General features: G+C 36.9%; 16 protein-coding genes. 7 read left to right on the top strand and 9 right to left on the bottom strand.

What is annotated here, in order from left to right; translation table 11 throughout:
* Positions 1–89 precede the first annotated feature (89 nt).
* The 6 genes from CLV73_RS06760 to CLV73_RS06735 form a co-directional block, all read right to left on the bottom strand.
* Positions 90–1,802 (bottom strand): RICIN domain-containing protein, encoded by a 1,713-nt coding sequence (locus CLV73_RS06760; protein ID WP_100376080.1) that lies wholly within the window; start codon positions 1,800–1,802, stop codon positions 90–92.
* A gap of 763 nt (positions 1,803–2,565) precedes the next feature.
* Complete coding sequence (locus CLV73_RS06755) at positions 2,566–5,028, bottom strand: glycoside hydrolase family 3 C-terminal domain-containing protein (RefSeq protein WP_100376079.1); 2,463 nt, start codon at positions 5,026–5,028, stop codon at positions 2,566–2,568.
* Positions 5,029–5,141: 113 nt separating this feature from the next.
* Positions 5,142–6,017, bottom strand: a complete 876-nt coding sequence (locus tag CLV73_RS06750; protein ID WP_100376078.1) for an alpha/beta hydrolase — start codon at positions 6,015–6,017, stop codon at positions 5,142–5,144.
* A 382-nt stretch (positions 6,018–6,399) separates the two neighbouring features.
* Complete coding sequence (locus CLV73_RS06745) at positions 6,400–7,566, bottom strand: esterase (RefSeq protein WP_100377010.1); 1,167 nt, start codon at positions 7,564–7,566, stop codon at positions 6,400–6,402.
* 87 nt (positions 7,567–7,653) lie between these two features.
* Positions 7,654–9,945: a glycoside hydrolase family 3 protein gene (locus CLV73_RS06740; RefSeq protein WP_100376077.1), complete on the bottom strand. Its 2,292-nt coding sequence runs from the start codon at positions 9,943–9,945 to the stop codon at positions 7,654–7,656.
* A 10-nt stretch (positions 9,946–9,955) separates the two neighbouring features.
* A complete protein-coding gene (locus CLV73_RS06735; protein ID WP_228424269.1) occupies positions 9,956–12,214 on the bottom strand; it encodes a TonB-dependent receptor in 2,259 nt (752 codons plus the stop codon).
* 413 nt (positions 12,215–12,627) lie between these two features.
* On the opposite strand from CLV73_RS06735, the gene CLV73_RS06730 reads away from it, so the two are divergent.
* Positions 12,628–13,377 carry an NUDIX hydrolase gene (locus CLV73_RS06730; protein ID WP_100376075.1) on the top strand — a complete coding sequence of 250 codons (750 nt, stop codon included), beginning with the start codon at positions 12,628–12,630 and terminating at the stop codon, positions 13,375–13,377.
* 71 nt (positions 13,378–13,448) lie between these two features.
* Here CLV73_RS06730 and CLV73_RS06725 read toward each other — a convergent pair whose 3' ends face one another.
* The gene (locus CLV73_RS06725; protein WP_100376074.1) at positions 13,449–14,228 is read right to left on the bottom strand and encodes an AraC family transcriptional regulator; all 780 of its coding nucleotides are present in this window, start codon (positions 14,226–14,228) and stop codon (positions 13,449–13,451) included.
* 89 nt (positions 14,229–14,317) lie between these two features.
* Between CLV73_RS06725 and CLV73_RS06720 the strand changes: the two genes are divergently transcribed.
* From CLV73_RS06720 to CLV73_RS06705, 4 genes are read left to right on the top strand one after another with little or no spacing between them, the layout of a single operon-like run.
* Positions 14,318–14,521, top strand: coding sequence for a hypothetical protein (locus tag CLV73_RS06720; protein WP_100376073.1), 204 nt, complete (start codon positions 14,318–14,320; stop codon positions 14,519–14,521).
* Between the two features lie 38 nt (positions 14,522–14,559).
* On the top strand, positions 14,560–15,867 hold the full coding sequence (locus CLV73_RS06715) for a TolC family protein (RefSeq protein ID WP_228424267.1): 1,308 nt from the start codon (positions 14,560–14,562) through the stop codon (positions 15,865–15,867).
* Between the two features lie 9 nt (positions 15,868–15,876).
* Entirely contained in the window at positions 15,877–16,923 is a 1,047-nt protein-coding gene (locus CLV73_RS06710) for an HlyD family secretion protein (RefSeq protein WP_100376071.1), read from the top strand.
* Positions 16,924–16,926: 3 nt separating this feature from the next.
* The gene (locus tag CLV73_RS06705) at positions 16,927–18,516 is read left to right on the top strand and encodes an MFS transporter (protein WP_100376070.1); all 1,590 of its coding nucleotides are present in this window, start codon (positions 16,927–16,929) and stop codon (positions 18,514–18,516) included.
* Between the two features lie 278 nt (positions 18,517–18,794).
* On the opposite strand, the gene CLV73_RS06700 is transcribed toward CLV73_RS06705, so the two are convergent.
* Positions 18,795–19,973: an acetyl-CoA C-acyltransferase gene (locus CLV73_RS06700; RefSeq protein WP_100376069.1), complete on the bottom strand. Its 1,179-nt coding sequence runs from the start codon at positions 19,971–19,973 to the stop codon at positions 18,795–18,797.
* Positions 19,974–20,560: 587 nt separating this feature from the next.
* On the opposite strand from CLV73_RS06700, the gene CLV73_RS06695 reads away from it, so the two are divergent.
* Together CLV73_RS06695 and CLV73_RS06690 are read left to right on the top strand one after the other, a co-directional pair.
* Positions 20,561–21,280 (top strand): hypothetical protein, encoded by a 720-nt coding sequence (locus CLV73_RS06695; RefSeq protein ID WP_100376068.1) that lies wholly within the window; start codon positions 20,561–20,563, stop codon positions 21,278–21,280.
* 125 nt (positions 21,281–21,405) lie between these two features.
* Positions 21,406–22,947: a DHA2 family efflux MFS transporter permease subunit gene (locus tag CLV73_RS06690; RefSeq protein WP_100376067.1), complete on the top strand. Its 1,542-nt coding sequence runs from the start codon at positions 21,406–21,408 to the stop codon at positions 22,945–22,947.
* Between the two features lie 287 nt (positions 22,948–23,234).
* On the opposite strand, the gene CLV73_RS06685 is transcribed toward CLV73_RS06690, so the two are convergent.
* Complete coding sequence (locus CLV73_RS06685; RefSeq protein WP_100376066.1) at positions 23,235–24,674, bottom strand: serine hydrolase domain-containing protein; 1,440 nt, start codon at positions 24,672–24,674, stop codon at positions 23,235–23,237.
* Between the last annotated feature and the right edge of the window lie 124 nt (positions 24,675–24,798).

Here is a 24,798-nt window from a genome sequence, read left to right as displayed (position 1 = left end):
CAACTGAAGGTAGTTGACGCCAACATGGTTATTTTATATAACCTAAATCTTGAAGTTCTTTAAAACAATGTTTATTCTCGTCCATGTGTTTAATTCATCGCTATAAACTTGAACTTAAACAATTGACAGGATGTCCCGTAATAATCCCAAAGCTGTAGGTTTGAATTACCATCCATGGTACAGTTGGGAATATCCCAACCACGTGTGGCATCTACCTTTGACAGGATTTTGTAATAACCATTGGAGACGGCAACTACCTGCCACGCCTGCGCATCATTAGTATAGTTCTGCCAAAGCCGGATTGATGTTCCCAGTGTATTGCTATTACTAGTCAGGTCAATGCAACGATTGGAAGCACTCGCTTTAGATACAAAACGCCAGTAGCCATTGCCGGCATCAATAGCAACCCAGCGCTGTGCATTAGCCCCATTTCTTGTCCATGGTCTTAGTACTGCGCCATTGGCGTCTTCTCCATTTTTTAGATCGAGTACTTTGTTGGCATCGGTCTGGAACTCGATCTCGTAAATACCATTATTGACCAGACTGCTGGTGGTATTACAGTTTCCAACAGGATAGTTAGAGGACGCGTATTGCTGAAACCATTGTTTGACCGGGGCGGCACAAGCTTCCCAATCATTGTTGAAGGCTGTTCCAGCGTTGGGATCACCCTTGTGGAGCAGATCATCCGGGGCAAGGAGATTCCAGCTCACATTGCCTGATTGATCTACGATATACTTTAAATTTGCACCAAATCCGTTTCCGCCCGCAGTACCGGTTGTACCAATACCGAAGGTGCCATATCCCTGCGGAGCCCAGTCAGTCTCTGTAATGGCGATTGGTGCAATGTCTGCGATTGGTTTAACATTGATATTCCATGCATTTTGAAAAGATTGATAATTGTTGACACCACCCCAGTAACCAGGATAAATGTGAACAGCATAGCCTATATTTCCCCCTGTGATCTGATTATTGACATAGCCCTGATAGTGTGATTGCCATCCCGTACCTGGTATCCAGCAAACATTATTTGCTCCATTGTTACGGATAATGCTAACTAAAGGCTGGAAGAAGTTTTTAAGTGCTGCAAAATGTTCGTTACCCGTAGATCCCCATGTGCCGTTTGTTCCCAGGATTTCAACAGGTTCATTAGCTAATTCGAACATTACGTTGTCAGCGTTCTTTAGACCCGGATGTTGTGACAAAAAGGTCCATACGGTTTTAAGGTAGCTATGATAAGCATCGTTCACAGCAATACGATTTGGACATACGCCTGGCGGACGCAGGATGACATACATTCCCAGGCTGCGGGCATGGTTGATCAGTGGAATGATCACCTGATCCGTATAGGTGACCAGACGGTTATAATTGAATCTTGAGATATCGTTCTCAGGAATAGCCGGTCCGGGATCATTGGTCCAATACGGATCGATATGAAGACGGATGTAATTGAGATACCAGCCATCGGTAGGGTTGCTGAGTTTGTCCATGACAGCTTTGTTATAATTCAAAGCCCCCTGAACATTATAATTGTCCCAGGTACAGTAGCCGGAATTGGCACCATATTGACACCCGTTAAACCAAGGGCTAGGTGTTATGGCAACCCCATGTAAGACAACGTTATTGCCGCACGGATCTTTGAGGTATCTGCCTCCGACATGCAGAGTTGGTGTTGCCGCCAATGCTCTTGCACCGGCACCTAGATTTGTTTCAGGTTCTTCCATTAAACTTTTTTCTTCCAGCGTAGAGCAGCTGGAAAGAATGATTAACAGAAAGGCTAGGAGCCACATTTTGTTTGTTCTCATAATTAAATATTTAAAGGTGATTAATGATGTCGTTTTTAGCTATCAGTTTCCTGGCTTTTATCCTTGTGAACATGATAATAATTGATTACCCGTTTTATAAAAAAGTATAATCCTTAAGATTTTCTTGGGGCAACTGTGATGTAGAATATAAATATCTTTCTGTGAGATTACTTTCGGAGTAAATATTTTTGAAAATGTAAACAAATGATATGTTTGTTGAATTTTTAATTTTCATTTGATTTATCTATTAGTTTTGCATAAATATATGTAAATTATTAAATATAAATTAAATTTTTGTTAAAAATTAACAAATGGAATCAATATCATAAATGGAGTAATTAACAAATGGTTGTAATGCTATGTACTAAAAAGAAAATAGGAGAATTTTATCATATTTTTACTTTGTCTGAAGTTTTCCGTCATTGGCTCAAAAAATCATAAAAATAGCTTTGATTAAAAAAAAGAAGCTTCAAAAATTTCATGCAATTAGATACGAACAGAGATTCTGTTACATATTTCGGGAATTGAGATACTTTTTCTTGTGTGCGTTGTTGGAAATTTGCATTATAAAAATCCAGCATTATGTCACTGATCAAATCAAATCTTTGAATCTATTTTAGATTTTGCGCTTTCTACTAAAAACAACGCCAATACAAAAAGTATTGGCGTTGTCAAACAATGAAATATTAAATATCCCTAATTCCTGAATATTATTTCTCGCAATACAGTCAAATTAGGTCGTTCTGATAATTGAAATGATGTATTAGTTTTTAGGCTTTAGATCTTCAAACTTTTCATCCGCAGGTAGAATGTGCTGAACTTTTTCAACCACTAATTCTTTCGGAACAGAGAATTCTGCTGTTTGTTTGATGTCTAAAGAAGAAGCTCCGACAAATACTTTGTAATTTCCGGCTTCTGCAACCCACGCAGATTTTGCGGTTTCAAATGATGCTAAATCTTTCGGATTTAATACCAAAGTAATGGTTTGGGATTCTCTAGGTTTCAGATCTTTGGTTTTAGCATAAGCTTTCAATTCAGATTTTGGTTTGTCGATATTTTTCCCCGGAGCTGAAAGATACAATTCAACGACTTCTTTTCCGGTAGCTTTTCCGGTATTTTTTACATCAACAGTTATTTCTAATTGGTTATTAAAAGTCTCTGAGTTCGTTTTAATATTTGAATACGCAAAATCCGTGTAAGATTTCCCAAAACCGAATTCATACGAAGGTTTTACGCCAAACGTGTTAAAATAACGGTAACCAACATACACCCCTTCCTGATACGTCACATCTTTCGGGTTATCTGCAGGAACTCCCGGGAAATTCTTTGCCGAAGCGTGATCTGCGTAATTCACAGGGAAAGTCATCGTTAGTTTTCCGGAAGGATTTACCTTTCCTGAAATCACATCTGCAACGGAATGTCCGCCTTCCTGACCCGGTTGCCAAGCTAATAAAATAGCATCGACTTTATCTTTCCACGAAGCCGTTTCGATAACGCCTCCGATATTCAGGATTACAACGACTTTCTTTCCTTTTGCGTGGAAAGCTTTGGAAATTTTATCCAGCATTTCAATTTCTTCTGTTGCTAAATTGAAATCATTATCAACAACTCTGTCACCGCCTTCTCCTGAGTTTCTTCCCAACGTCACGAAAGCAATTTCCGAAGTTTGCGCTTTTTTAGCATAAAATGAATCATCAAGTTTTATTTCGGGAAGTCTTTCCGGTAAAGCCAAAATTCCTTTTGCTTTTCTTCTTTCTTTTTCGGCAACTAATTCTTTTTCAGCGTGTGGTGTATATAAATTGACCAATTCTTTGTCTAATTTGTAACCTGCTGCATTCAATCCTTCCAATAAAGAAACGGTGTGTTTGTTGTTTACACTTCCGCTTCCTGTTCCGCCTGTAATCCAGGCGTAAGAAGTCACTCCGAATAACGAAACTTCTTTCTGCTTGTTGTCAAAAGGCAAAGCATTTTGTTCATTTTTAAGCAAAACCATTCCTTCCGTTGCTGCATTTCTTGTCACTTCTGCGTGTTCTGCAAGATTAGGTTTGTCGCTGTATTGATATTGGTCGAAAGTCGGCGTTTTGAAAATGTATTCTAAAATTCTTTTTACGTTGAGGTTCGCAGTTTCCGGAGATAATTTCCCTGAATTTAAAGCTTCCAGCAACACTTTTTTCTGCGTAGGAATTCCCGGCATCAAAAGGTCGTTTCCTGCTTTCATCTGCTTGACAACATCTGAGATTCCGCCGTTTCTGATGGATTCAAATCCGGGGAAACCACCGAACCAGTCGGTCATTACAATTCCTTTGAAACCCCATTCGTTCCTCAAAACCTGAGTTAATAAATCTTTTGAATCTGATGTATAAACGCCGTTCACTTTATTGTAAGAAGACATTACCGTCCAGGGCTGAGATTCTTTAACGGCGATTTCGAAATTTCTAAGGTACAATTCTCTCATTGCTCGTTCAGAAACGTGAGCGTTGATGGTCAACCTATTGGTTTCTTCGTTGTTTGCGGCGAAATGTTTGATGGAAGTTCCCACACCTTGAGACTGAATACCGTTTACAATAGCGGCTGCAGTTTTTCCCGAAATTAAAGGATCTTCGGAATAATATTCGAAGTTTCTACCGTTCAACGGATTTCTCTGAATATTCAAAGCGGGCGCTAAAAGTACATCTACACCATATTCTTTCACTTCATTTCCCATTGCTTTTCCCACCTGCTCCAAAAGTGTTTTATTCCAGGTTGAAGCCAAAGCTGTTCCCACAGGAAAAGCGGTTGCATAATACGTTTTTGAATCATTCGGTCTTATTGGAGCAATTCTCAAACCGGCAGGTCCGTCCGCAACTACCGTCGCAGGAATTCCGAACCTCTCGAAATCTGCTGTTCCACCCGCCGCTCCTGGAACCAAACCTTGTTTTGAATCTCCGACAGGTCCGGTCAGAACTTCAATTCCGGGCATTCCTGTTCCAATAAGAAGATTGACTTTTTCTTCATTGGTCATCTGTTTGATAATGGCATCAATTCTTTTGTCCACCGAAAGTCTTGTATCTTCCCAGACATCCAACTTTCCGTTTTTGTTAAGGTCTTTGAATATTTTTCCGGCAACGGTAACCGTAGGTTTATTTTGAGCCTTTGCAAAAGGCGAAGCTGTTAATAAAGCCAGGAACAATCCTGCGAACTTTGCTTTTTTCGAAAGCATCAGCAAAGTAGTTTCGTTCTTGTTCATAATATGTTTTACTTTTTGTTATTATTAAGGATTTCTGAAATTACGGCAGAAAGCTGTGCAGGCACAACTACTGCCGTAAAAGAAATTATATGATTGTTTTTTTGATTAAAATGTTATAAAAACTTATGAAACCGTAACCAATCCAAATATACATCCGACCATTTATCAACAGGAAGGTTCTGTTTTCCCATTCCGAAACCGTGACCACCTTTTTCATAAATATGAAGTTCTACAGGTTGTTTTGCATCGTGCCATTTGGTGTATAATAAAATAGATTTCGGAGCCAATTTTAATTGGTCATCGTCTGCTGCGCAAATGAACAAAGGCAACTTTTGCTCAGGAACCTGATAACCTAAAACCGCATCACTAGGACCGCCATAGATGGAAGCTGCAAAATTTGGAATGGTAGAAACATCTTCGCTATGAAGTACACTTTCCAGAATCACACTTGCACCCGCTGAAAAGCCGATAACACCCAGTTTTTCCGGATTTACATTGAGTTTTGCTGCATTTTTTCTGATGTAAGAAATGGCAGTTTTAATATCATTTCCTGCCATTACTTTGATCGGTGCTGTTTTCGCATCAAAAGCCGGCCTGTCTTTGATGTTTTCCATCATTTCGCGCGCCGGGTCGCCGGTTTTGGTTTCCAGCAAACGGTATTTTAAAACAACCGCTGTAATTCCTTTTTCCTGAAGAATTTTGGCTAAATCTCTTCCTTCTTTATTGATGGAAAGACTTTGAAATCCACCTCCGGGAGCGATTACGATTACTGTTCCGTTGGCTTTTGCCTTTGGTGCTTCGTAGATTTCTATTGCCGGAGCCGCAACGTTGTACACCAAATGGGTTTTGAATAAATCGGAATCCATTTCTTTTTCGGAATATGTCCAGTTTTCTGAGCCTGGTGCTTTGCCTTGGTATAATGGAATTGATTTTTGAGCGTTGGTGTTTATTCCGAATAGGAAGATACTTGCTATGATTAATTTTTTCATTTTGATTTGATTTTAAATTTTAACGCAAAGAGCGCTAAGTTTTTTTTAATGTTGTTATGCAAATTTTTCGTTCGCAAAGGCGTTTCGCTCAGCGAAGACCGCAATAAACTGACAGTTTTTTATCTTTCCGTAGGAATCTAAGCACGAATTGAAAGTTTAGATTCCACGCTTCACTTCAGAACTTCGTTCGTAAACTTTCAGTTTATGCTCTGAATGACAAAAATGCTGTAACCTATTTTGTTAATTTTAACAGCGAATTTCACGCAGCCCGACTTGAACGGAAATCCTTTTTTGCTTATACTTTAAGTTCTAGTAACCTGAAATCGTCTTGCAAAAAAGATTGAGAGCGGAAGGCGGAAATAGCTGCCCAAATATTAATATCCTACTTGAACAATTGCGGTACAAATTCGTTGAGATAGGTTCTCCAATTGCTCCACGTGTGACCTCCTTCAGATTCTACATATTGATATTTAAAGTTCATTTTGTCGAGCTTCTGACGATATTCTGTGACGTTTTTGTAAAGAAAATCGGTTTTTCCGATAGCAATCCAATACAGTTTGTACGAATTGTTTTGCTGGGTTTTCAGTTTTTGGTCTAAATTCTGATAAACCGGGCTTTTCTTTTCGTCAGGAAGAAGAATCGCCGGAGAAAATAAGCCTATATAATCGAAGGTTTTCGGCTGATTGGCAGAAATGTACAACGAGTGGAATCCACCCATCGAAAGTCCGGCAATTGCACGGTTTTTGGCATCGGCTTTTACCCGGTAATTGGACTCCGTAAAATTTATAATTTCCTTGAAAAAGGTTTCCATATCACCACTGAAAATATCCGGCGTTCTCATATCGATTTTATAAAACCCTTTGGAAGATTCGCCCGGCGCTGCGGAATTGCTGGTGTGACCATTTGGCATTACGACAATCATCGGTTTTGCTTTTCCCTGAGCAATTAAATTATCTAAAATCTGCGATGCTCTTCCCAAAGTCATCCACGCTTCTTCGTCGCCACCCATTCCGTGAAGCAAATACAAAACCGGGAATTTTTCTTTAGAATTTTCGTAACCCGGAGGTGTATAAACAGTCAATCTTCTGTCTTCTTTCAGTCCATCTGAATGGTACCATCTTTTGGAAACCGTTCCGTGCGGGACATTTTGAACTTTATAATTTTCAGATTGTTTTCCGTCAATCAAAATCATACTCATCACCGACGAAACATCACGCACCTGGTACGAATTGTTCGGGTCGTTAGCTTTTACGCCGTCAACAACGAATGAGTAGGTATAAATATCGGGATTGAAATCATTTTTTGTGAACGACCAAACACCGTCCTTATCTTTCTGCAAATCTACGGAACCGGGCTCCATTCCTTTGGACGGAAACCAGTTTCCCTGCAGTTTTACGCTGTTTGCATTGGGAGCGAGCAAACGAAAGGTCACATTCTGACCGTTGATTTCGGGAGAAATTAAGTTTTTCTTTCCGCTGAAATCAAGGTTTTCCTGGGCAAACATTAATGAACTTAGCATTAATGAATAGATTGTGTATCTGATTTTCATATTACATTTTTTGACTTTTGATTTTAGCAACGCTTTCATTCAAAAATAAAATTCTGAGCCTGTAAAATACAGACCCAGAATCATCAATTATTTTTTATATTTCTCTGTTCTCGAATCTTTAATAACACCAGACCAGTTCATTCCGTATCCGAAATCATAGTTATGACCTTCGGAATCTTTATGTGTTTCCATATCGTAAGGTACGTCTTCTTTTTGCTTTTCAACGGTTGCCATATTCGCAGGCATCTGAAGAGGAAGCAACCCTGAAGGCTCATATTTTCCTGTGATAATATCCACAACCGCCTGATTGGATACATTGAAGTTCATCAGAATCGCATCAGCGTGCTTTTCAAATTCGTTGAAAACCATCGGTTTAGAAGCTGTTACGGAAACAATGACAGGCTTTCCGTTCATTGCTTTGTATGCATTTTCTATGGCTAATAAATCTGTGAAATTGGTTGCTGTCGAAGTTTTGTTTTTAAATGTTCTGTCGTGAACATTAGGTGCAACAACCGGGTCGCCCGCTGCAATACTTTTTTCACGAGCTTCTGTGGCTGTGTACGTTTTGTATTGAAGAGAAATCGGAAGATAACCGTTTCCTCCTTCTTTCGCATCGATGTCGCTGTAACCGCCTTCTTCACTGTGTGGACTTTTCACGAAAACCAATGCAAAATCCGCTTTTGAAGGGTCTTCGGTTACGTTGAAATGTTTTTTTACTTTCTTGATATCAACGGGATATTCTAGAGACGGAGCTGTATAAACTCCCCACCAATTGAACGTTGCTGGAGAATATCTCTTCGGAATGTAAACTGTTTTTCTTTCTTTAATCGGAAGAATATTGGCTTTGTTTTTCAACATCACGATAGATTTCACCTGAGCTTCGTAGCCTGCTTTCATAAATTCAGGATTACCAACGATTTTCTTGGTTTCTTCAACATTGACATAAGGATTTTCAAACAATCCGGTTCTGAAGAAATTTCTCAGCAAACGGACTGCAGACTGCTCAAATTTAGCACGATACGCTTTTTCGCCGTGTTCTTTCACGCCCATTTGATAGGCTTCCAAAACAGGCCCTTTATCATTATTTCCTCCGAATTGGTCAACTCCGGCTTCCAACACCTTATAATGACGTTCCGCAATGGAAAGTTTTTCAGCACCCCAAGGTTTTCCGGCAAATCCGCCCGGAGATTTTGGTTCGTCTGCGGTGATTAACCAATCGGTACAAACTACGCCGTCATATTTGTATTTTCCACGAAGTAAATCTGTGATTAAATATTTGCTGTAACCGTTTCCAACATTTTCGCCGTTCTTTGTGTCCTGATTAAAGCTAATCGTGTAATAAGGCATTACCGCAGAAGCTTCTTTAGTTCCTCCAGCTAGTTTGAAAGCACCTTCTGTAAAAGGTTTTACGTGATTTTGGAAATTATTTCCCGGATAAACCGCGAATTTTCCCATTGCCCAATGACCGTCACGACCGCCTTCTTCAGGTCCGCCTCCCGGCCAGTGTTTTACCATTGCATTTACACTTTTGTTTCCCCAACCATTCTTGCTTCCGTTGGTGGTTTGGAAACCGTCAATATACCCTCTGGCCATATCTGCTGTCAATTCCGGACTTTCAGAGAAAACATAAGCAATTCTGTACCAACGAGGTTCTGTTCCTAAGTCGATTTGAGGTGATAAAGCCGTTGAAATTCCTAATGCTCTGTATTCCTGAGCGGCAATATTTCCGAATTTTTTCACCAATTCCGGGTCGAATGTTGCGCCCATTGCCAAACCATCCGGCCAAAGAGAAATCTGTCCGCCAGCGCCTTCATTAAATTCGGCTGTTACTGTTGCGGAATGTCTCGGGTCTGTACTGTTGTTCGCAGGAATTCCCAATCCTAAACCTTCAATATAAGCCTGAATATTGTTGCTCCATTGTGCTGCAATTGCAGGAGATTCAACCGTTGTTACCAAAACGTGACGAAGGTTGTCTTCCTTTAAAAATTTCTTTTGCTGGTCTGTTAAATCAGAGGCTTTTGCGCCGCTTTCTTTATAAAATTTGCCGTTATATTTTCCTGCTCTTATGCCATCTGGAGGTGCAGGAACCGATTGATGACCACTATACAACATCAAACCTGCAATCTGCTCGACCGTCATTTTTGAAGCTAAATCTTTTGCTCTTTCGTCAACCGGAAGTCTCCAGTCTTCGTATTTGTCGAGTTTTCCGTTTTTATTTAAATCCTTGAATTTATTTCCGCCAACTGTCAGAATCTTCACTCCTGAATCTGCGGAATATCCTAAAACCGGACCTTTAGAATTCGTAACCGTCTGAATATTTTGTGCAAATGCTGTTATTCCTAAAAATAATGCAGCAACATTTAAAACCGTTCTTTTCATTGTTTATATTTTAGAAATTAAAGCTTACTGAGAATTGTCCCGTTAAAGGCATAATGTATGTCCCTGTTAACAGTTTTCCGTAATATGGACTTGCGTCGGTAATTAATTCAGCACCGTTGATGGTTCCGCTGGCTCCTCTTTGGTTCAGGAAGTTGATGACCGTTGCACCAATGTTGATATTTTTGTTAACTGTATAACTTACCCCTCCGAATGTTTCCCATCTTGGAGCGAAGTATAAGGCATTCGTAAGGTTCGCATATTGTTTTGAGAAATACCTGAAACTTGCCCAGAACCTCCATTTGTCAATAGAATAACTAGGGTCGATTTCCATCAATACTTTAGCAACGCCTAACACATTGTTATCACTGTAATTATAGTCTTTTCCGAAGGCATTGAAATTAAATTTCTTATACACCGGATTTTGGAACGTCACGAGATAATGTAAATTAAATCCTTTGAATGGTTTTAAAACAAAATCCGTCGTCCAGCCCAAAGTCTGAATATCGTAATAAACCGTTGTAGTCTGTGCCTGAGAACTGTTGGCAGGATTTACAAGGTTGTACCGGTTCAGGTTGTTGTTCTTTTTAAGATAAGTCGCCTGGGAAATCAATTGAATCCAGTTGGTATTCCAGAAAACCCCGAATGCTCCCAACGGACTTTTAATTTTATTAGTATTCGGTTCAAAAGCTTGTGAATAACTCTCCAACCTTCTGTTTTCTTCAGTGTACAAGAAGTTGGCTAACACTCCAAAGTTCTTAGTAATGTTGTAAGTCGCATTTAGACTTCCTGCAATCTGAAAGAAACTTTGACTGATATGGTTGAACTGACTCGGGTCTGTAAAGCTGAAACCAACCGTTCTCGGCGTCAAAGAATATTCTCCGTCAAGGATGTGGTTTCTCAAATGTAAACCATAACTCAGATTAAAGTTGTCGGTAACTTTCCATTCATCCGTACCATACAGTGAAAGTTTGTTTTCTGTTCCACTATGGTATTCTCCACCTGCATTGTAGTTGTAGAATCCATCAGCATCCGTATTTGGACCAATTAGTCTCTGAGGCTGTGGTTCAACAGTCTGGAAGAAAAAAGTACGGTTGGATGTGAATTTGTCAACATGATAGTACTGTTCCAATACTCCCAATGTCACGTTATGATTCCCTAGCTGTTTATTCAAAGAAAAACGACCGGCAACACTGGTAATTGGAGTTTCTGGTGTGTACATCCCCAAAATAGTTCCTACCTGCCCTGAATAAGGCTGACCATTGGAAGCTAAAGTATATCCTGCCGTAGAATTAGCATTGAAAATACTTAAAGGAATCATATTGGCCATCTTCACTTTTGAAAAATGCGCTCTTGTAGTGAATTTGAAATTCCATCCGTTGTTTAATAGGTAATTACCAAAAATATCAATGTTGTGTGATGTCGACCTGTTATCTTTGCCACTCATGGACGCCCAATAAGATTCTCCCGTAAGAATATCTTTAATTTTCATCTGCCCGTCTCGTACGACATAAGAATCTCTACCAATTTTGAAATTATCAAGTTCTGTTACTTTCCCGTTTTCGCCGTATTGGAAAACTGCATAATTGGTAATGCTGTAAGAATCTGCGTATTTATATAAAATTGAGATTTTACCTTTATCATTATTAAAATATTTGGTGACACCTGCCCTGAAAATCTTTGTTTCATCAGCATTTCTTGCAAAGCCTAGTTTGTACGTACTCGGATCAAAGTTGGCAAAAGCACCTACAGTGTACGTCCAGCCATTTTTAGAAATCGGTCCTGAAGCATTTACATCACCTTGTAACCAACCGAAAGTACTCGTTGTGAATTTTCCTTTTAATTTAAAATCTTTTGTTCCGGTTTGCGAGTAAGAATTCACTGCAAAACCAAGATCTCCCATGGTATTGGCTAATTGATCCATTTTCAGGAGTCCGGTTTTTTCCAGACCTACACTTTGTCTCCATGTTTTATTGGGTAACTCAGGCCAGAAAAAATAAACGACGGGAAGGTCGTTTTCAAGGATCGTTATTCCTCCAACGGTTGATGGCAGACCGATATTCACGTCTCTTGGACTTGTATTGTTGGCCGCATTTAACATTACATTTCTGTTATTATCTTCTTTGGTGGTAACAGTCTTTACACCTTCTCCACCTTTTGTAGCAGTATTCACAGCATTTTTCACTGCCAGGCTATCGACCTGTTGCCCGAACGCCCCACTGAACGAAAGCAGCAGTCCCAATGCGGAAATTTTCAGTTTTGGATTTTTCATAATTATCAATCAATCTATTATTAAAGTTTAATTTTTACAAGGAGATATAGAATTGCATATGCAGTATCTTAATAATTGATTTTTAGCATCATAAATAGTGGTTTCTACAAGAATTATATCTGGTAGGGGGGTGATATTTTCATATAAATATTAGTTGCTTCATTAGGAAGCAACCAATATTACATTCTTTTTTTGATACGGCCAAAAGAAATGTTAGGAAAAATTAACATTTGTGTATTTTGTTGATTATTAGCTTGTTAAATTGTAGTGTTGTTGCGAATACTGTCGAAAAGCTTTGGAAATATTAAAAAATCGTAAACTGAACATTACCCAAAAATAGAATCTGGAGGCGCAAATTTTGGTTCTTCCTAAATATGACCTTAAATTTGTTCCAGTCAAACAATAGAAAATAAATGAATCCCCATAAGCAGATCTTAGAGAAATCAGTTGAGTCCTATGAGCTATATTTACCACATATTTCCATCGATACAGTTATTTTCGGCTTTAGCGAAAATGAGCTTAAGGTACTTGCGATTAAGATGAAATTTAACCAGCAATGGTTTCTTCCCGGTGGTTATCTTCAAAAGAAAGAGCATATAGATGATGCTGCTGTGAGAATTCTGTCTCAGCGTGCCGGGGTAACCAATATATTTTTGGAGGAGTTTGCGGTATTCGGAAAGTATGGACGAAGCGAAGATTTTTTTGCGGATTATGAAGACAGCTTGTGGCATAAGCAAAGATTTGTTTCCATTGGGTATTATGCACTGGTCAACTATCATAATGTTTCTCCTAAAGCAGATGAAATGAGTGAAGAATTTGACTGGCTGGATGTCAACAATCTGGATCAGTATAGTATTACCATGGACCATAAGGAAATTATCCAAAAAGCACTCTTGACTCTTAGAGAACGTATTACCTATAAACCTATAGGATACAATCTTTTACCGGAGAAATTTACGATGACGGAACTGCAAAAGTTGTATGAAACGATATTGGGGAAGAGTCTTAACCGGGGTAATTTTTATAGAAAAATTAAAAATATGGGAATCTTGACAAAATTGAACGAACTGCGTACGGGTGGTGCTCATAAAGCACAGGAACTATATTCTTTTAATAAGGAAAATTATGAAAAGGCACTGCAGGACGGGGTCAATAGTTGGTAACTATAATAAGTACAAAAAATTAGAATTTTCATAGAAGTTCCATGAGGTTCTATAATTGATTGTACATCCTTTTACTTTATTTTAAACTCACTGGGTCTCATATTTGTTAGTTGCTGAAAATTATTACTGAACGCTGATATGTTTGAATAACCAACTTCATATGCGATTTCGGTAATATTCAGATCCGTATCTTTTATTAATTCCATGGCGCGGATTATCCGGAGCATTTTTAAGTATTGAACAAAAGTGATGTGCAGCTTCGTTTGGAATAATCTTGTCAAACTTCTCACACTCATTCCGGATTGCCGGGCAATAGCATCTAAGCTGAAGTTTTCATTTAACCGATTTCTGATATGATCAATAATAGCATTGAGCCGCTGATCGTCTGTTGTAGGAAGTTGAATGGAAAATTTTTTAAGATTTTCTTTTGAGAGTACATTCTTAAGTGTTGATAAAAATTCAAATTCCCAGGACCCCGGATAATAATCTCCTTGCCATTTTTCACTAAATGACAGCATTTCTGCCAGAAGCTTACTCACCGGATAAATACCCAATTCATCATAAAAATCTCTCGCTTCATCATCTGGAAAATAGATATTGATGATATAAAGATCCTGTGTATTAAACATTAAATTGTGGGGATAGTTTTTTGGTATCCATATATAATGATTAGATGGGATATAGAAGTCTTTTTCTTGCGTTTGTAAATAAGCGATACCTCCATAAACCAATAACAACTGGGCTTTAGCATGCTGATGTGAAGGAAAAAGCTGTTCCGTCTGCTGCCGTATCACCAGGATTGAAGCTGGATGCTGATCAACAATATCTATTAATTGGTTAAAATCTTCCATTTGGCCAAATATAACAAATATTAGGCTAATTATATAAAAAAGAGACAGGGTGGAGTAGATAATTTTGCTGTGTAAATAATAGTAATCTTATGAAATATAGAAAAATATCTCTTCCTAAAGAGCTTGAAATTAGAGATAAAAACTCTGATAATAAATTGCAGTCCAATATCTATTGGTTTGCTTGTTCTTATTATTCTCCTTTTATGCCTATGATCGATTTAACTTTTGCTTTTGATGAATTGAAAAAGCTGCTAAAAAATGGATTGCAGAGAAAAATATATAAGAATTTATAGCGAGAAAATTGATGAAGCAACATAAAATAGCCTCATTTTTGAGCATCCTATTGTTCTTATTTGGACATTCTCTACATGCTCAGCAGGCGGAAAATACTCAAACATTAAGTTTGGAAGAAATATGGAAGGTTGCCGAAGATAATAATCGTCAACTAAGATTGGCTGATTTAAATCTGCAGCAAAGCAAATTAGAAATACTTGAAGCCAAAGATCATTTGTTGCCGGAATTCTCAATAGGAGCCGATGTAAAGCTCAATTCCAAATTTTTGATTTATGACAATGGTTTATTCGCATCACCTCAGGATGTACCTGTAAAAGGTTATGGGTATGGACTGGGGTACAGCTTAAATCTCAACCTTTTCAATGGAGGTAAAGACCGAAGAAACATTGTTATGAAAAGAGAAGAGGAGTTAAGAAAACAATATGAAGTTGATCTACAAAGACATAGTGTAAAATACAATGTGGCGGCTGCATATTTTGATTTGTATAAGTTTCTGCATTTCCATGATTTTCTTGATGTAGAAATGGAAACGGAAAAGAAACAGCTGGCATTGATAGAAAGCTTGCATAAAAACGGTATTGTGCTAAAGAGTGATGTACTGAGAACATCTGTAAAATTATCACAATTGAAACTCAGCCTGTCCGATATTGAGAAAAAGATAGAAATTGCCAAACAAAGGCTCAACATCTTAATGGGGCATGAAACTGGAAATGAATTAACGATCAATTATGAAGATAGAGTTGAGCTTGATACCATCACAGCTACTGATTACAATGATTATATAGATATTGCATTAAATCAATCTCCAGATTACAAAATAGTCAATAGCGATATCAAATGGAGCGAATTAAACATCAAACAGATTAAAGCTACAAGATTGCCTAAAATCTCGTTATACTCCAATTACAATTATACTTATCCGCAGATTTCATTTTATCCGTATTCGAATGATCTGTGGGGATTTGGTCAAACAGGAATTAAAGCACAGTTTTCTATCGACAATCTCTACAAGAGTAAACATTCAATAGCTCATGCTGAGGTTGTCAGCAATCAGGCAAAAGAAAAAGCTGTAATGAAGAAGGATGAAATTTCTCTCCAGGTAAAAGAAGCCTATTTACAGCAACAGCAAGCTTTGGAAAGCGTTGAAACAGCTGAAAAAATTATAGCAAAAAATACCGAAACAGTCCGGGTTATCAGAAGCAGTTATCTGAATCAGGAATCTCTTCTTACAGATCTGCTTGAAGCTGAAAATACATTATTGGAAGCAAAATTCAATTTAATAACGGCACAAACAAACGTACAACTCACAAAGATCAGATTATTGGCAATCGTAGGAATTCTTTAACACAACATCATGAACAAGAATAAAACAGATAAAATTATCATAATCCTTACCCAATGGTTTGGGATCGCCTTATTGGCGGGAATCATTATTTGGGCAACAACCTATTTTTTTAAAAGCTATCGTTATGAACAGACGAATGATGCTCAGGTTGATGCCTATCTGTCTCCAATTAATGTAAAAGTAGGTGGTTATATTGATAAAATATATTACAAAGACAATCAACAGGTTAAAAAAGGAGATACACTTGTGGTAATTGAATTGGACGAATATGAACTAAAAAAAGATGCAGCATCAGCAGAACTAATGGGAGCACATGCCAAGTTACCTATCCTGGCTGCAAATGAGGAAACACAAATTAAAAATATCGAGGTGATAAAGGCGCAGTTAGCAGGAGCTCAAGCACGATTGAATCAACAACAAAAAGAATTTGAACGGTATAAAAACCTATTCGCTGATGAATCTACCACGCAACAAAAATTCGATAATGTCAGTACTTCTTTATCGATCTCACAATCAGATTATAGCCAGGCAAAAGCTTCTTTACATGTAGCCGAATCAAAACTAAATGATTTCAGGGCGCAGCGAAACGCAATACAGGCAGAAATAAAGCTCAAAGAAAATCTTCTTCAAAGACAGGAGTTGGACATTCAATATACCATTGTCACTGCTCCTTTTGATGGTCAGATTGGAAAAAAGACCATTCAGGAGGGACAGCTGGTTCAGACAGGGCAAACTCTGGCATTTATGCTGAACAGAGCCGAAGAAAAATGGGTAACGGCAAATTTTAAAGAAACACAGATTGCTAACTTCAAAATTGGGCAAGCGGTATCTGTTGAAGTAGATGCTTTTCCAAATGAAAAATTCAATGGTGTTATTGAATCGCTTTCGCCTACCACAGGTTCCCGTTATTCTTTACTTCCTCCTGATAATGCTACAGGAAATTTTGTTAAAATCATCCAGCGTATTCCTGTTCGGATCAAACTGACAGATAAGCCAGGCAAATTAGCGAAACTTTCTGCAGGAATGAATGCAAATGTTTATGTTTTAAAAAAGTAAACGATGCAAGCATATAAAATACCTATTTTTAAATCATGGGTTTCCGAATGGATGGCAAGATCTGTAATATTTGCCATTCTGATGACCTGCCTGTTTAGCTTTGCCTTCTACGACAGTCCGGTTGCGGCAATGGGCTTTTACGGTATACAGCCTACAGATGTACAATATGGCATGGTCATTATTTATGGTTCAACTGTAGCTTTCCTGGCCCTTGATTTTCGTATTGTAAAGTATGTTGAGCCCAGAAAATATTTATTAACAGCACTTGCCATCAATGTCCTGGGTTCAACGATATGTTTTCATTTCAAAGACTGGACATTATTTATTATCTTCCAGTTTTTGCAGGGGATTACCTGTGCACTGATGTCTGGTATAGTATTACAACTTATTTTCCCAAGATTAGAGTCCGTACGAGCCCGTGTAATTGCTTATACTCTTCTTTACGGGAGTATACAGATCGCAGTGCCATTCTATTCCATCTATACGAGCATAGTAATTCATTTTTTTGATTTTAACTGGCTATTCTATGGATTCAATATCATACTCATTATTCTGACATGTATTGTGTTGCTTACCATGAACGGTAAGGCACGATTTACAAAAAAAATTCCACTCTACCAGGTGGACTGGATAGGTTATCTGTTGTATGTATTGTTTATCTTAATATTAGGATACATCCTTGTGTATGGAAGACAGTTGGGATGGCTAGATAGTTTATTGATATTTATCCTTAGCATAAGCAATCTAGTCATCCTTTCTATTTTTATTATGAGAGAATTAAAGCTTAAAAGGCCATTAATCAATTTGAGGGTTTTTAAGATAAAGAATTTTGTCACTGGTCTCTTACTTCTTTTTATATTTTACATATTTAAAGGAAGTACAGGTCTTGCTTATGGCTATCTTGAAGTGATTTTAGGGAATGATCCTTTAAGTACTATTCCCATATGGATAGCCGTAATTACAGGAACAATTTTGAGCATGTTTATTACCTCCCGCTTTATCTTGATGGGCTTTAACCTGATAAGAATTATCATCTTTGGTTTTATCACTATGGCAGTGTATTACGTCTATATGTTGCTATTTGTTTCTGTGCAGGGAGAAACAACTGATTTCATCCTACCTTTGTTTATCTATGGTATGGCAACAGGAATATTATTTGTTCCGATTGTTTTATTTATGGCTTCATCCGTACCTCCTAAAATTTTAATAAGTGCATCACTTATTGGAATATTCGCAAGGTTTACTGGATTTACGGTTAGTCTGGCATTTAATAATGAACTTCAATTATTTGCAAAGTCGGCAGTTCGGGAAAAGGTAAGAGAAAACCTCACGGATATTAATCCCCAATTACCAGTTACTTTATTGGATATCCAAAAGCAATATATGAGTGCAGGTAATGATGTATATACCTCTAAAGCGGGATCAACTGGCTATTTTAATCAGCTGATTGGGCATCAGATATTGGCTCGCGCTACACGAGATTATTATGATTTGATGTTAATGGGAGTGATTTCCGTAATCATTATTCTACTCTGCTTTCCTCAAATTCAACATGCTGTTTTGAAATTAAAGAACAAGAATTGGCTTATTTAACGGTAATAGACTCAATTCAAGTTTTTTTAGTTATTCCGGATTTCCTCAAAATAAAATACAGTTTTTATAATCTGGTTGTCAATCAGCTGTAAGTTATCGTATTAGGGAATGATTATCTTAATATTTTTAATTGAAGAAAAGCTTTATTTAGAACCTTAAATAATTTTTTCATCATTTGTGCTTTTTGTCTCCGGATGTTCCGGAGTTTTTTGTTTTTACATTATCGTGTAATTACAGTTTATCTTTATTTTTAATATTTTGGGTGAAGATTTTGCTATTTATCTAACCAAGTTTTCGATAACAATAGCAGAGGCACCACCACCACCATTGCATATGGCAGCTACTCCATATTTCCCTTTTTCTTGCTGTAGTACATTCAGAAGTGTCACAATAATCCTTGCGCCGGAAGCTCCTATTGGATGGCCTAAAGCAACGGCCCCTCCGTAAACATTAATTTTTTCTAGATCTAATCCTAAAATTTTTTGATTGGAAAGAATAACAGAAGCATAAGCTTCGTTGATTTCAAAATAACTGATATCCGCAATATTTAAGTTTGCTTGTTTCAAAGCTTTGGGAATAGCAATGGACGGTGTGGTCGTAAACCACTCTGGAGCTTGGGCTGCATCGGCATATGATAGAATTTTAGCTAATGGTTGTAAATTATATTTCAATACGGCATCTTCAGAAGCAAGTAATAAAGCTGCCGCACCATCATTCAAATTGCTCGAATTAGCGGCAGTAAGTAGTCCGTCTTCTTCAAAAACAGGTTTTAGCTGAGCTACTTTCTCCAGAATCAGTTTATAGATATCTTCATCTTTGTCTATGATAACAGTTTCTTTCTTTTCCTGAATAGTTACTATAGCAAGCTCATTCTTGAGCTTACCCTGTTCTGTGGCTTTTTGTGCATTTTCATAAGAGCGTAATGCATACGCATCAATTTCTTGTCTGGTATGTCCATACTTTTTAATTCCTAATTCAGCTGCACTTCCCATATGAAAATCATTATACACGTCCCATAATCCATCTTTGGTCATACCATCGATAAGACTGACATTCCCTAACTTTGTACCTTTCCGCAAAAAGGCATAATGGGGCACATTACTCATGCTTTCCATACCGCCTGTCACTACAATGTTCTCCAGTCCGGTTTGGATTTGTTGTGCTCCCAGCATTGTTGCCTTCATTCCTGATGCACACACTTTATTTATGGTGGTAGCGTCTTTTTCATAAGGGATTTTTGAAAAAATTGCAGCTTGTCTGGCTGGTGACTGTCCAACTCCTGCGCTCAACACATTTCCCATATAAATACTATCAATCCATTCAGGGCTTAATGCAATACTTTTCAGCGCATTTTCGATGGCGATACTTCCTAATTGCGTAGCGGTATATCCTGATAAATGACCTAATAAGCTGCCTATAGGAGTTCGTTTAGCGGATACGATAAATACATCTTTCATAATTTTTATATTTTGTAATATACCGATGAGTATATTGATATTTATAATTTTCTATCCAGTTTATTTTGGAGTGAACCTTACTACATACAAATGTAATAAAAATATACCAATCGGTATTTTATTTTATTTATATTTGCATGCAATTAAAGTTTTATTTTTAGAAATCAGGAGAAACAATGAGTTTAAAAAGATATAGTTGTTGAAATATATTGCTCTTATTCACTGTATTTTAGAGAGGGATGTATCACTTTTTAAAATTGAATGATCCGAATATTTACAAATAAATGCATCAAGAATTAACTTATTGTTAAACAAGAATTACAAGGGTTATTTTTTTAAATATTAATATACCGATTGGTATATTTTAGAATTGCTGAAAAATGAAAAAAAGATATATAGATAGTAGTTAAAGAGTTTAACGCGTTGCTTATAGTCACCGAAACCTTCAATAATACATAGATAAATTATTGAGGGCCACAACAAATAAACTTTATGCTGAAGATGACCGCTATTTTATACTAATTATAGCCTGTTTTATATATATATATCATCAACAGTATAACTAAGAATAACTATAAAAATAATTTATGAATGATCTCTTAAAATTAACGATCGAGGCACATGGCGGTCTTGAAAACTGGGACAAGTTTAATAACATATCGGCACATCTAAAAGTTGATGGGCTAACCTGGATTAGGAAACAACAACCGGGAATCATAAATGATACGTATGTTTCTGTAAGTACCAAAAAGCAATCAGTATCTTTTCAGCCGGTTTATGCAGATTGGAAAACATCGTTTGAACCAGACCATGTCGCTGCTTTAACACTGAATAATGAAATAATTGAGGAACTTTCAAATCCCAGACAGTCATTTATTAATCACAAGAGGGAAACACCTTGGACGCGCTTACAGGCATTTTATTTTGCAAGCTATGCCATATGGATTTACTTCAACGCACCGTTTTGCTTTGCAAATCCTGCTTTTGAGGTAACAGAAATTGATCCCTGGGAAGAAGATGGCGAAACATTCCGTAGACTGAGGGTTATTTTTCCTGAAACAGTCGAAAGCCACAGCCGTATTCAGACATTTTATATCGACAAAAATGGTCTAATGCGCAGGCATGATTATAATGTGGAAATTTCTGAAAATGTGGCAAGTGCTCACTATCTGTATGATTATATAGAGGTACAGGGAATAAAATTTCCGAGCAAAAGACAGGTATTTATTCGTAACTATGATAATACAAGTCATCAGCCTGAGCCGGTTCTGGTAGTTGTAAATGTGGTGGATGTTGCTCTTGAGTAGTTCGCAAAAAAGCTTCTTCACAACTACATACAATAATAAAAAGTCATAACTATTTTAAGGATTTTTTTTTAAGATTAAATATACTGATCGGTATATTTAATCTTAAAAAGGGAAAAATATAAAAAATGAATCGAATACTCTTGATTATTACCGTAATATCGGCAGCTATTATGGAATTGATTGATACATCCATTGTCAACGTGGCTATCAATCATATGAGCGGAAGTCTGGGAGCAACCTTGGAAGATACTTCGTGGGTTGTGACTTCTTACGGCATTGCAAATGTTATCATTATCCCGATGACAGGTTTTCTTGTAAATAACCTGGGACGCAGAAATTACTATATTGGTTCTCTTGTGCTGTTTACATTTTGTTCTTTTATGTGTGGGAATGCTTCCGGAATATGGGAACTGGTAGCTTTTCGCTTTTTTCAGGGTATCGGTGGAGGTGCATTGCTCTCTGTCTCTGCAACGGTTGTTTACGAATGCTTTCCGAAAGAAAAACAAAATATAGCGAGCGCCCTATTTGGTATCGGTGTTTTTATCGGACCAACGATTGGACCAACACTTGGCGGAAACATAATTGATAACTATTCCTGGGAATGGATTTTTTATATTAATATTCCTATTGGTATTATCACTGCTGTTATCTGTTATCGGATACTTCCTGAATCTCCAACAAGAAAAAAGATAAAAGAAATAGATTGGATGGGAATCATATTACTGATCATAGGAGTCGGTTCTTTACAAACCATTCTGGAACGTGGAGAAACAGAAGATTGGTTTGAAACCCGCTATATTACGATACTTGCGGTTACTGCATTTATTTCACTTCTTCTTTTTGTTTACAGGGAACTTACAACTGCATATCCTGTCGTTAAGTTATCAATTTTAAAATCCCCTTCATTAAGTATTTCCGCATTGCTCACCTTTATTACCGGTATGGGGATGTTTACTTCTATTTATCTTACTCCTGTATTTGCTCAGAGGCTCTTACAGTTTACACCATCAATGGCTGGTTTAATGCTCCTTCCCGGATCTATTATTGCCGTATTTGCCTTAATTATTACAGGGCGTGTGCTACAGAAAGGTGTGCCACCTGCAATAATTGTACTCATTGGCTTTTGTTGCTTCATCTACTTCAATTGGTCAATGTCCAAGGTAACTTTAGAGGTTTCATTCGCTACAATTTCGGTTAATTTAATTTTCAGGGCACTGGGAATGGCATTACTGACTGTTCCTCTTTCTACGCTTGCTATTTCTTCATTAAGACCCGAAGATATACCGCAGGGAACGGCAATAAATAATATGATGAGACAGCTGGGAGGATCTTTTGGCATTTCTATTATCAATACTTTTATTGTCAGAAGAATGGCTCAACACAGGTCAGATCTGGTTTCAAACATTACATACACCAACAATTCAGTGGTAGAAAGACTGAATAAGTATACATCCCTTTTTCAAAGTAAAGGTTTTAGCCTAGGTGATGCGCACCATAGAGCCATCGGACTAATGGATGCGATTGTTCAGAAACAAGTTTTCATTTTAAGTTATATCGATGCTTATCTTTTTATCGGGGCGGCATTTGGTTTGGCATTACCGCTATTGTTATTTTTCTCCAGGAAGAATGGTAATAAAAAATTAGTGATTGCATCAACAGACCATTAATGAAATTTAATCTTAAAAAAATAAAATTATAAACAAAAATAACATAGTCATAGTCCCAAAAAGTACAAGAAGAAATGCTTACAAATTACTTATCTATTATCTGATTAAATGAAAATTTTTGTCCTCAGGATAAAAGAATCAGCAATTATAAATGTTTCTTCTTGTTACTTTTAAATCAAATTAAATAAGAATTGCAAAGCTTATTTTTATAAAGCAATTTCTTGTAGACTAAATTTTTTCAATATAATTTTTAGTATTTAGGTCCTTTAGATTAAACAGTAAACTAATTATTTATCTTTTGCGTTCTCGATTTTTTCTATCATTCTTTCAGCATTACCGTTGGTTCCGCCAAGACTGATTGCTTTCTTATAACTTTCTAAGGCCAAATCATATTGCTTATTGGTAAAATAAGCCTCTCCCAAACTATCGAATAGATTAGCATCTTTAGGAAACTCGTTGATAGCCAATTTAAATATGGTTATAGATTCATTAATTTTTCCAACTCTTAATAATTCATATCCTAACTTATTAAGTTCTCCCGGATTTTCAAAGCTATATTCATTTTTAGCATTTTTCTTGAGTAAAAAGTAGGTTTCCATCGCTTTATTTACATCGTTGAGTGATTCCTTTCTTATCGTTTGATAAATAGATTTTTTAGGAATTTCGTACTCCTTTCCTAACATCAGATTATAAATAATATGTCCTAAATCCCAAACTCTATTCAGATTATTGGACACTAGAATTATTGTGATATTGTTTTTAAAATCGTTTAAAAAAATGGATTCAAATTTATACGATACACCATTGTGCCTTTGTAGCTCTTCTTTTTCAAAGTATCTGCCAAGCGATCCACCTTCGTCTTTTGCATATGGATTATTCAGTAAAGTCTGAAAGGATTCTTGGGATATTAATCGGTTAGAATTCATTGCTTCAATCCATTTATAAAGATCATTAATATCCACCCAAAGCCATCCACTAATAAATTGCATTTCAGGGCATTTAACATTGTCAAAATCATAACAAGACGTTCGGTTTTTATATCCCGATTTGGGATCAAAGACCGAATTGGTCATTTTCAAAGGCTCAATTATATTTTTAGAAACAAATTTCTCAAATGACATTCCGGTAACCTTTTCAATGATTCTTCTTTGTAAAAAGACATTGCTATTGTCATACTTGTAACCAGTCCCCGGCTCAAAGAGTAAACTATCATTATTTCTCAAAATATTCCAAGCCTCTTCATCATTCTTAGGTGCAATTGGGTCGATTCGAGGAATGCCGCTCGCATAATTAATAAGATGCCTTACAGTAACTTTTTCAGACCATTTTGGTAATCCTAAATTAAATTTTGAAATAGGATCATCAAGATCAAGTAGTCTACGTTCCACCAAAATCATAATGGCAACCGCATTAAATTCCTTTGCTATAGAACCTATATTAAATATTGATTTGTTGTTTAAAGGCGTTTGTCTCGTTTCGTCAGTAAATCCAAATGATTTTTGATAGATGATTTTATTATTTTTAGCGATAAGCACGTTCCCGTTAAATAATCCCCTTTCGTAGGATTTTGCCATAACAGAATCAATTTGATTAATTAATTTTTTATTGGTTTTATCAACTTTTAGATCTGTTTTTGTTGGCTTAGCAAATTGGATATTTTTTGTCTTTTTTTGAGAAAAGACATGTATTGAAAAAAGGCAAAAAAAGATTACAAATATATTTTTCATTAGTAGTTTTTGAGTTTGATTTTACGACGTTCTTTAATTAAATTGAATCTCATCATTTTCTTGATTTGATCTGACGGCAATTCTATTTTATTTTTAATTATTTGCTGCAAAAATGCATCAGAAT

It is taken from the genome of Chryseobacterium geocarposphaerae, from assembly GCF_002797535.1.
GTDB classification, from domain to species: domain Bacteria; phylum Bacteroidota; class Bacteroidia; order Flavobacteriales; family Weeksellaceae; genus Chryseobacterium; species Chryseobacterium geocarposphaerae.
This window is presented reverse-complemented; position numbering and strand designations above follow the sequence as displayed.

Bases quoted from the DNA above. Each gene is read 5' to 3' on its own strand.
- CLV73_RS06760 (WP_100376080.1), bottom strand. From the start codon at position 1,802: ATGAGAACAAACAAAATGTGGCTCCTAGCCTTTCTGTTAATCATTCTT.
- CLV73_RS06755 (WP_100376079.1), bottom strand. From the start codon at position 5,028: ATGAACAAGAACGAAACTACTTTGCTGATGCTTTCGAAAAAAGCAAAG.
- CLV73_RS06750 (WP_100376078.1), bottom strand. From the start codon at position 6,017: ATGAAAAAATTAATCATAGCAAGTATCTTCCTATTCGGAATAAACACC.
- CLV73_RS06745 (WP_100377010.1), bottom strand. From the start codon at position 7,566: ATGAAAATCAGATACACAATCTATTCATTAATGCTAAGTTCATTAATG.
- CLV73_RS06740 (WP_100376077.1), bottom strand. From the start codon at position 9,945: ATGAAAAGAACGGTTTTAAATGTTGCTGCATTATTTTTAGGAATAACA.
- CLV73_RS06735 (WP_228424269.1), bottom strand. From the start codon at position 12,214: ATGAAAAATCCAAAACTGAAAATTTCCGCATTGGGACTGCTGCTTTCG.
- CLV73_RS06730 (WP_100376075.1), top strand. From the start codon at position 12,628: ATGAATCCCCATAAGCAGATCTTAGAGAAATCAGTTGAGTCCTATGAG.
- CLV73_RS06725 (WP_100376074.1), bottom strand. From the start codon at position 14,228: ATGGAAGATTTTAACCAATTAATAGATATTGTTGATCAGCATCCAGCT.
- CLV73_RS06720 (WP_100376073.1), top strand. From the start codon at position 14,318: ATGAAATATAGAAAAATATCTCTTCCTAAAGAGCTTGAAATTAGAGAT.
- CLV73_RS06710 (WP_100376071.1), top strand. From the start codon at position 15,877: ATGAACAAGAATAAAACAGATAAAATTATCATAATCCTTACCCAATGG.
- CLV73_RS06705 (WP_100376070.1), top strand. From the start codon at position 16,927: ATGCAAGCATATAAAATACCTATTTTTAAATCATGGGTTTCCGAATGG.
- CLV73_RS06700 (WP_100376069.1), bottom strand. From the start codon at position 19,973: ATGAAAGATGTATTTATCGTATCCGCTAAACGAACTCCTATAGGCAGC.
- CLV73_RS06695 (WP_100376068.1), top strand. From the start codon at position 20,561: ATGAATGATCTCTTAAAATTAACGATCGAGGCACATGGCGGTCTTGAA.
- CLV73_RS06690 (WP_100376067.1), top strand. From the start codon at position 21,406: ATGAATCGAATACTCTTGATTATTACCGTAATATCGGCAGCTATTATG.
- CLV73_RS06685 (WP_100376066.1), bottom strand. From the start codon at position 24,674: ATGAAAAATATATTTGTAATCTTTTTTTGCCTTTTTTCAATACATGTC.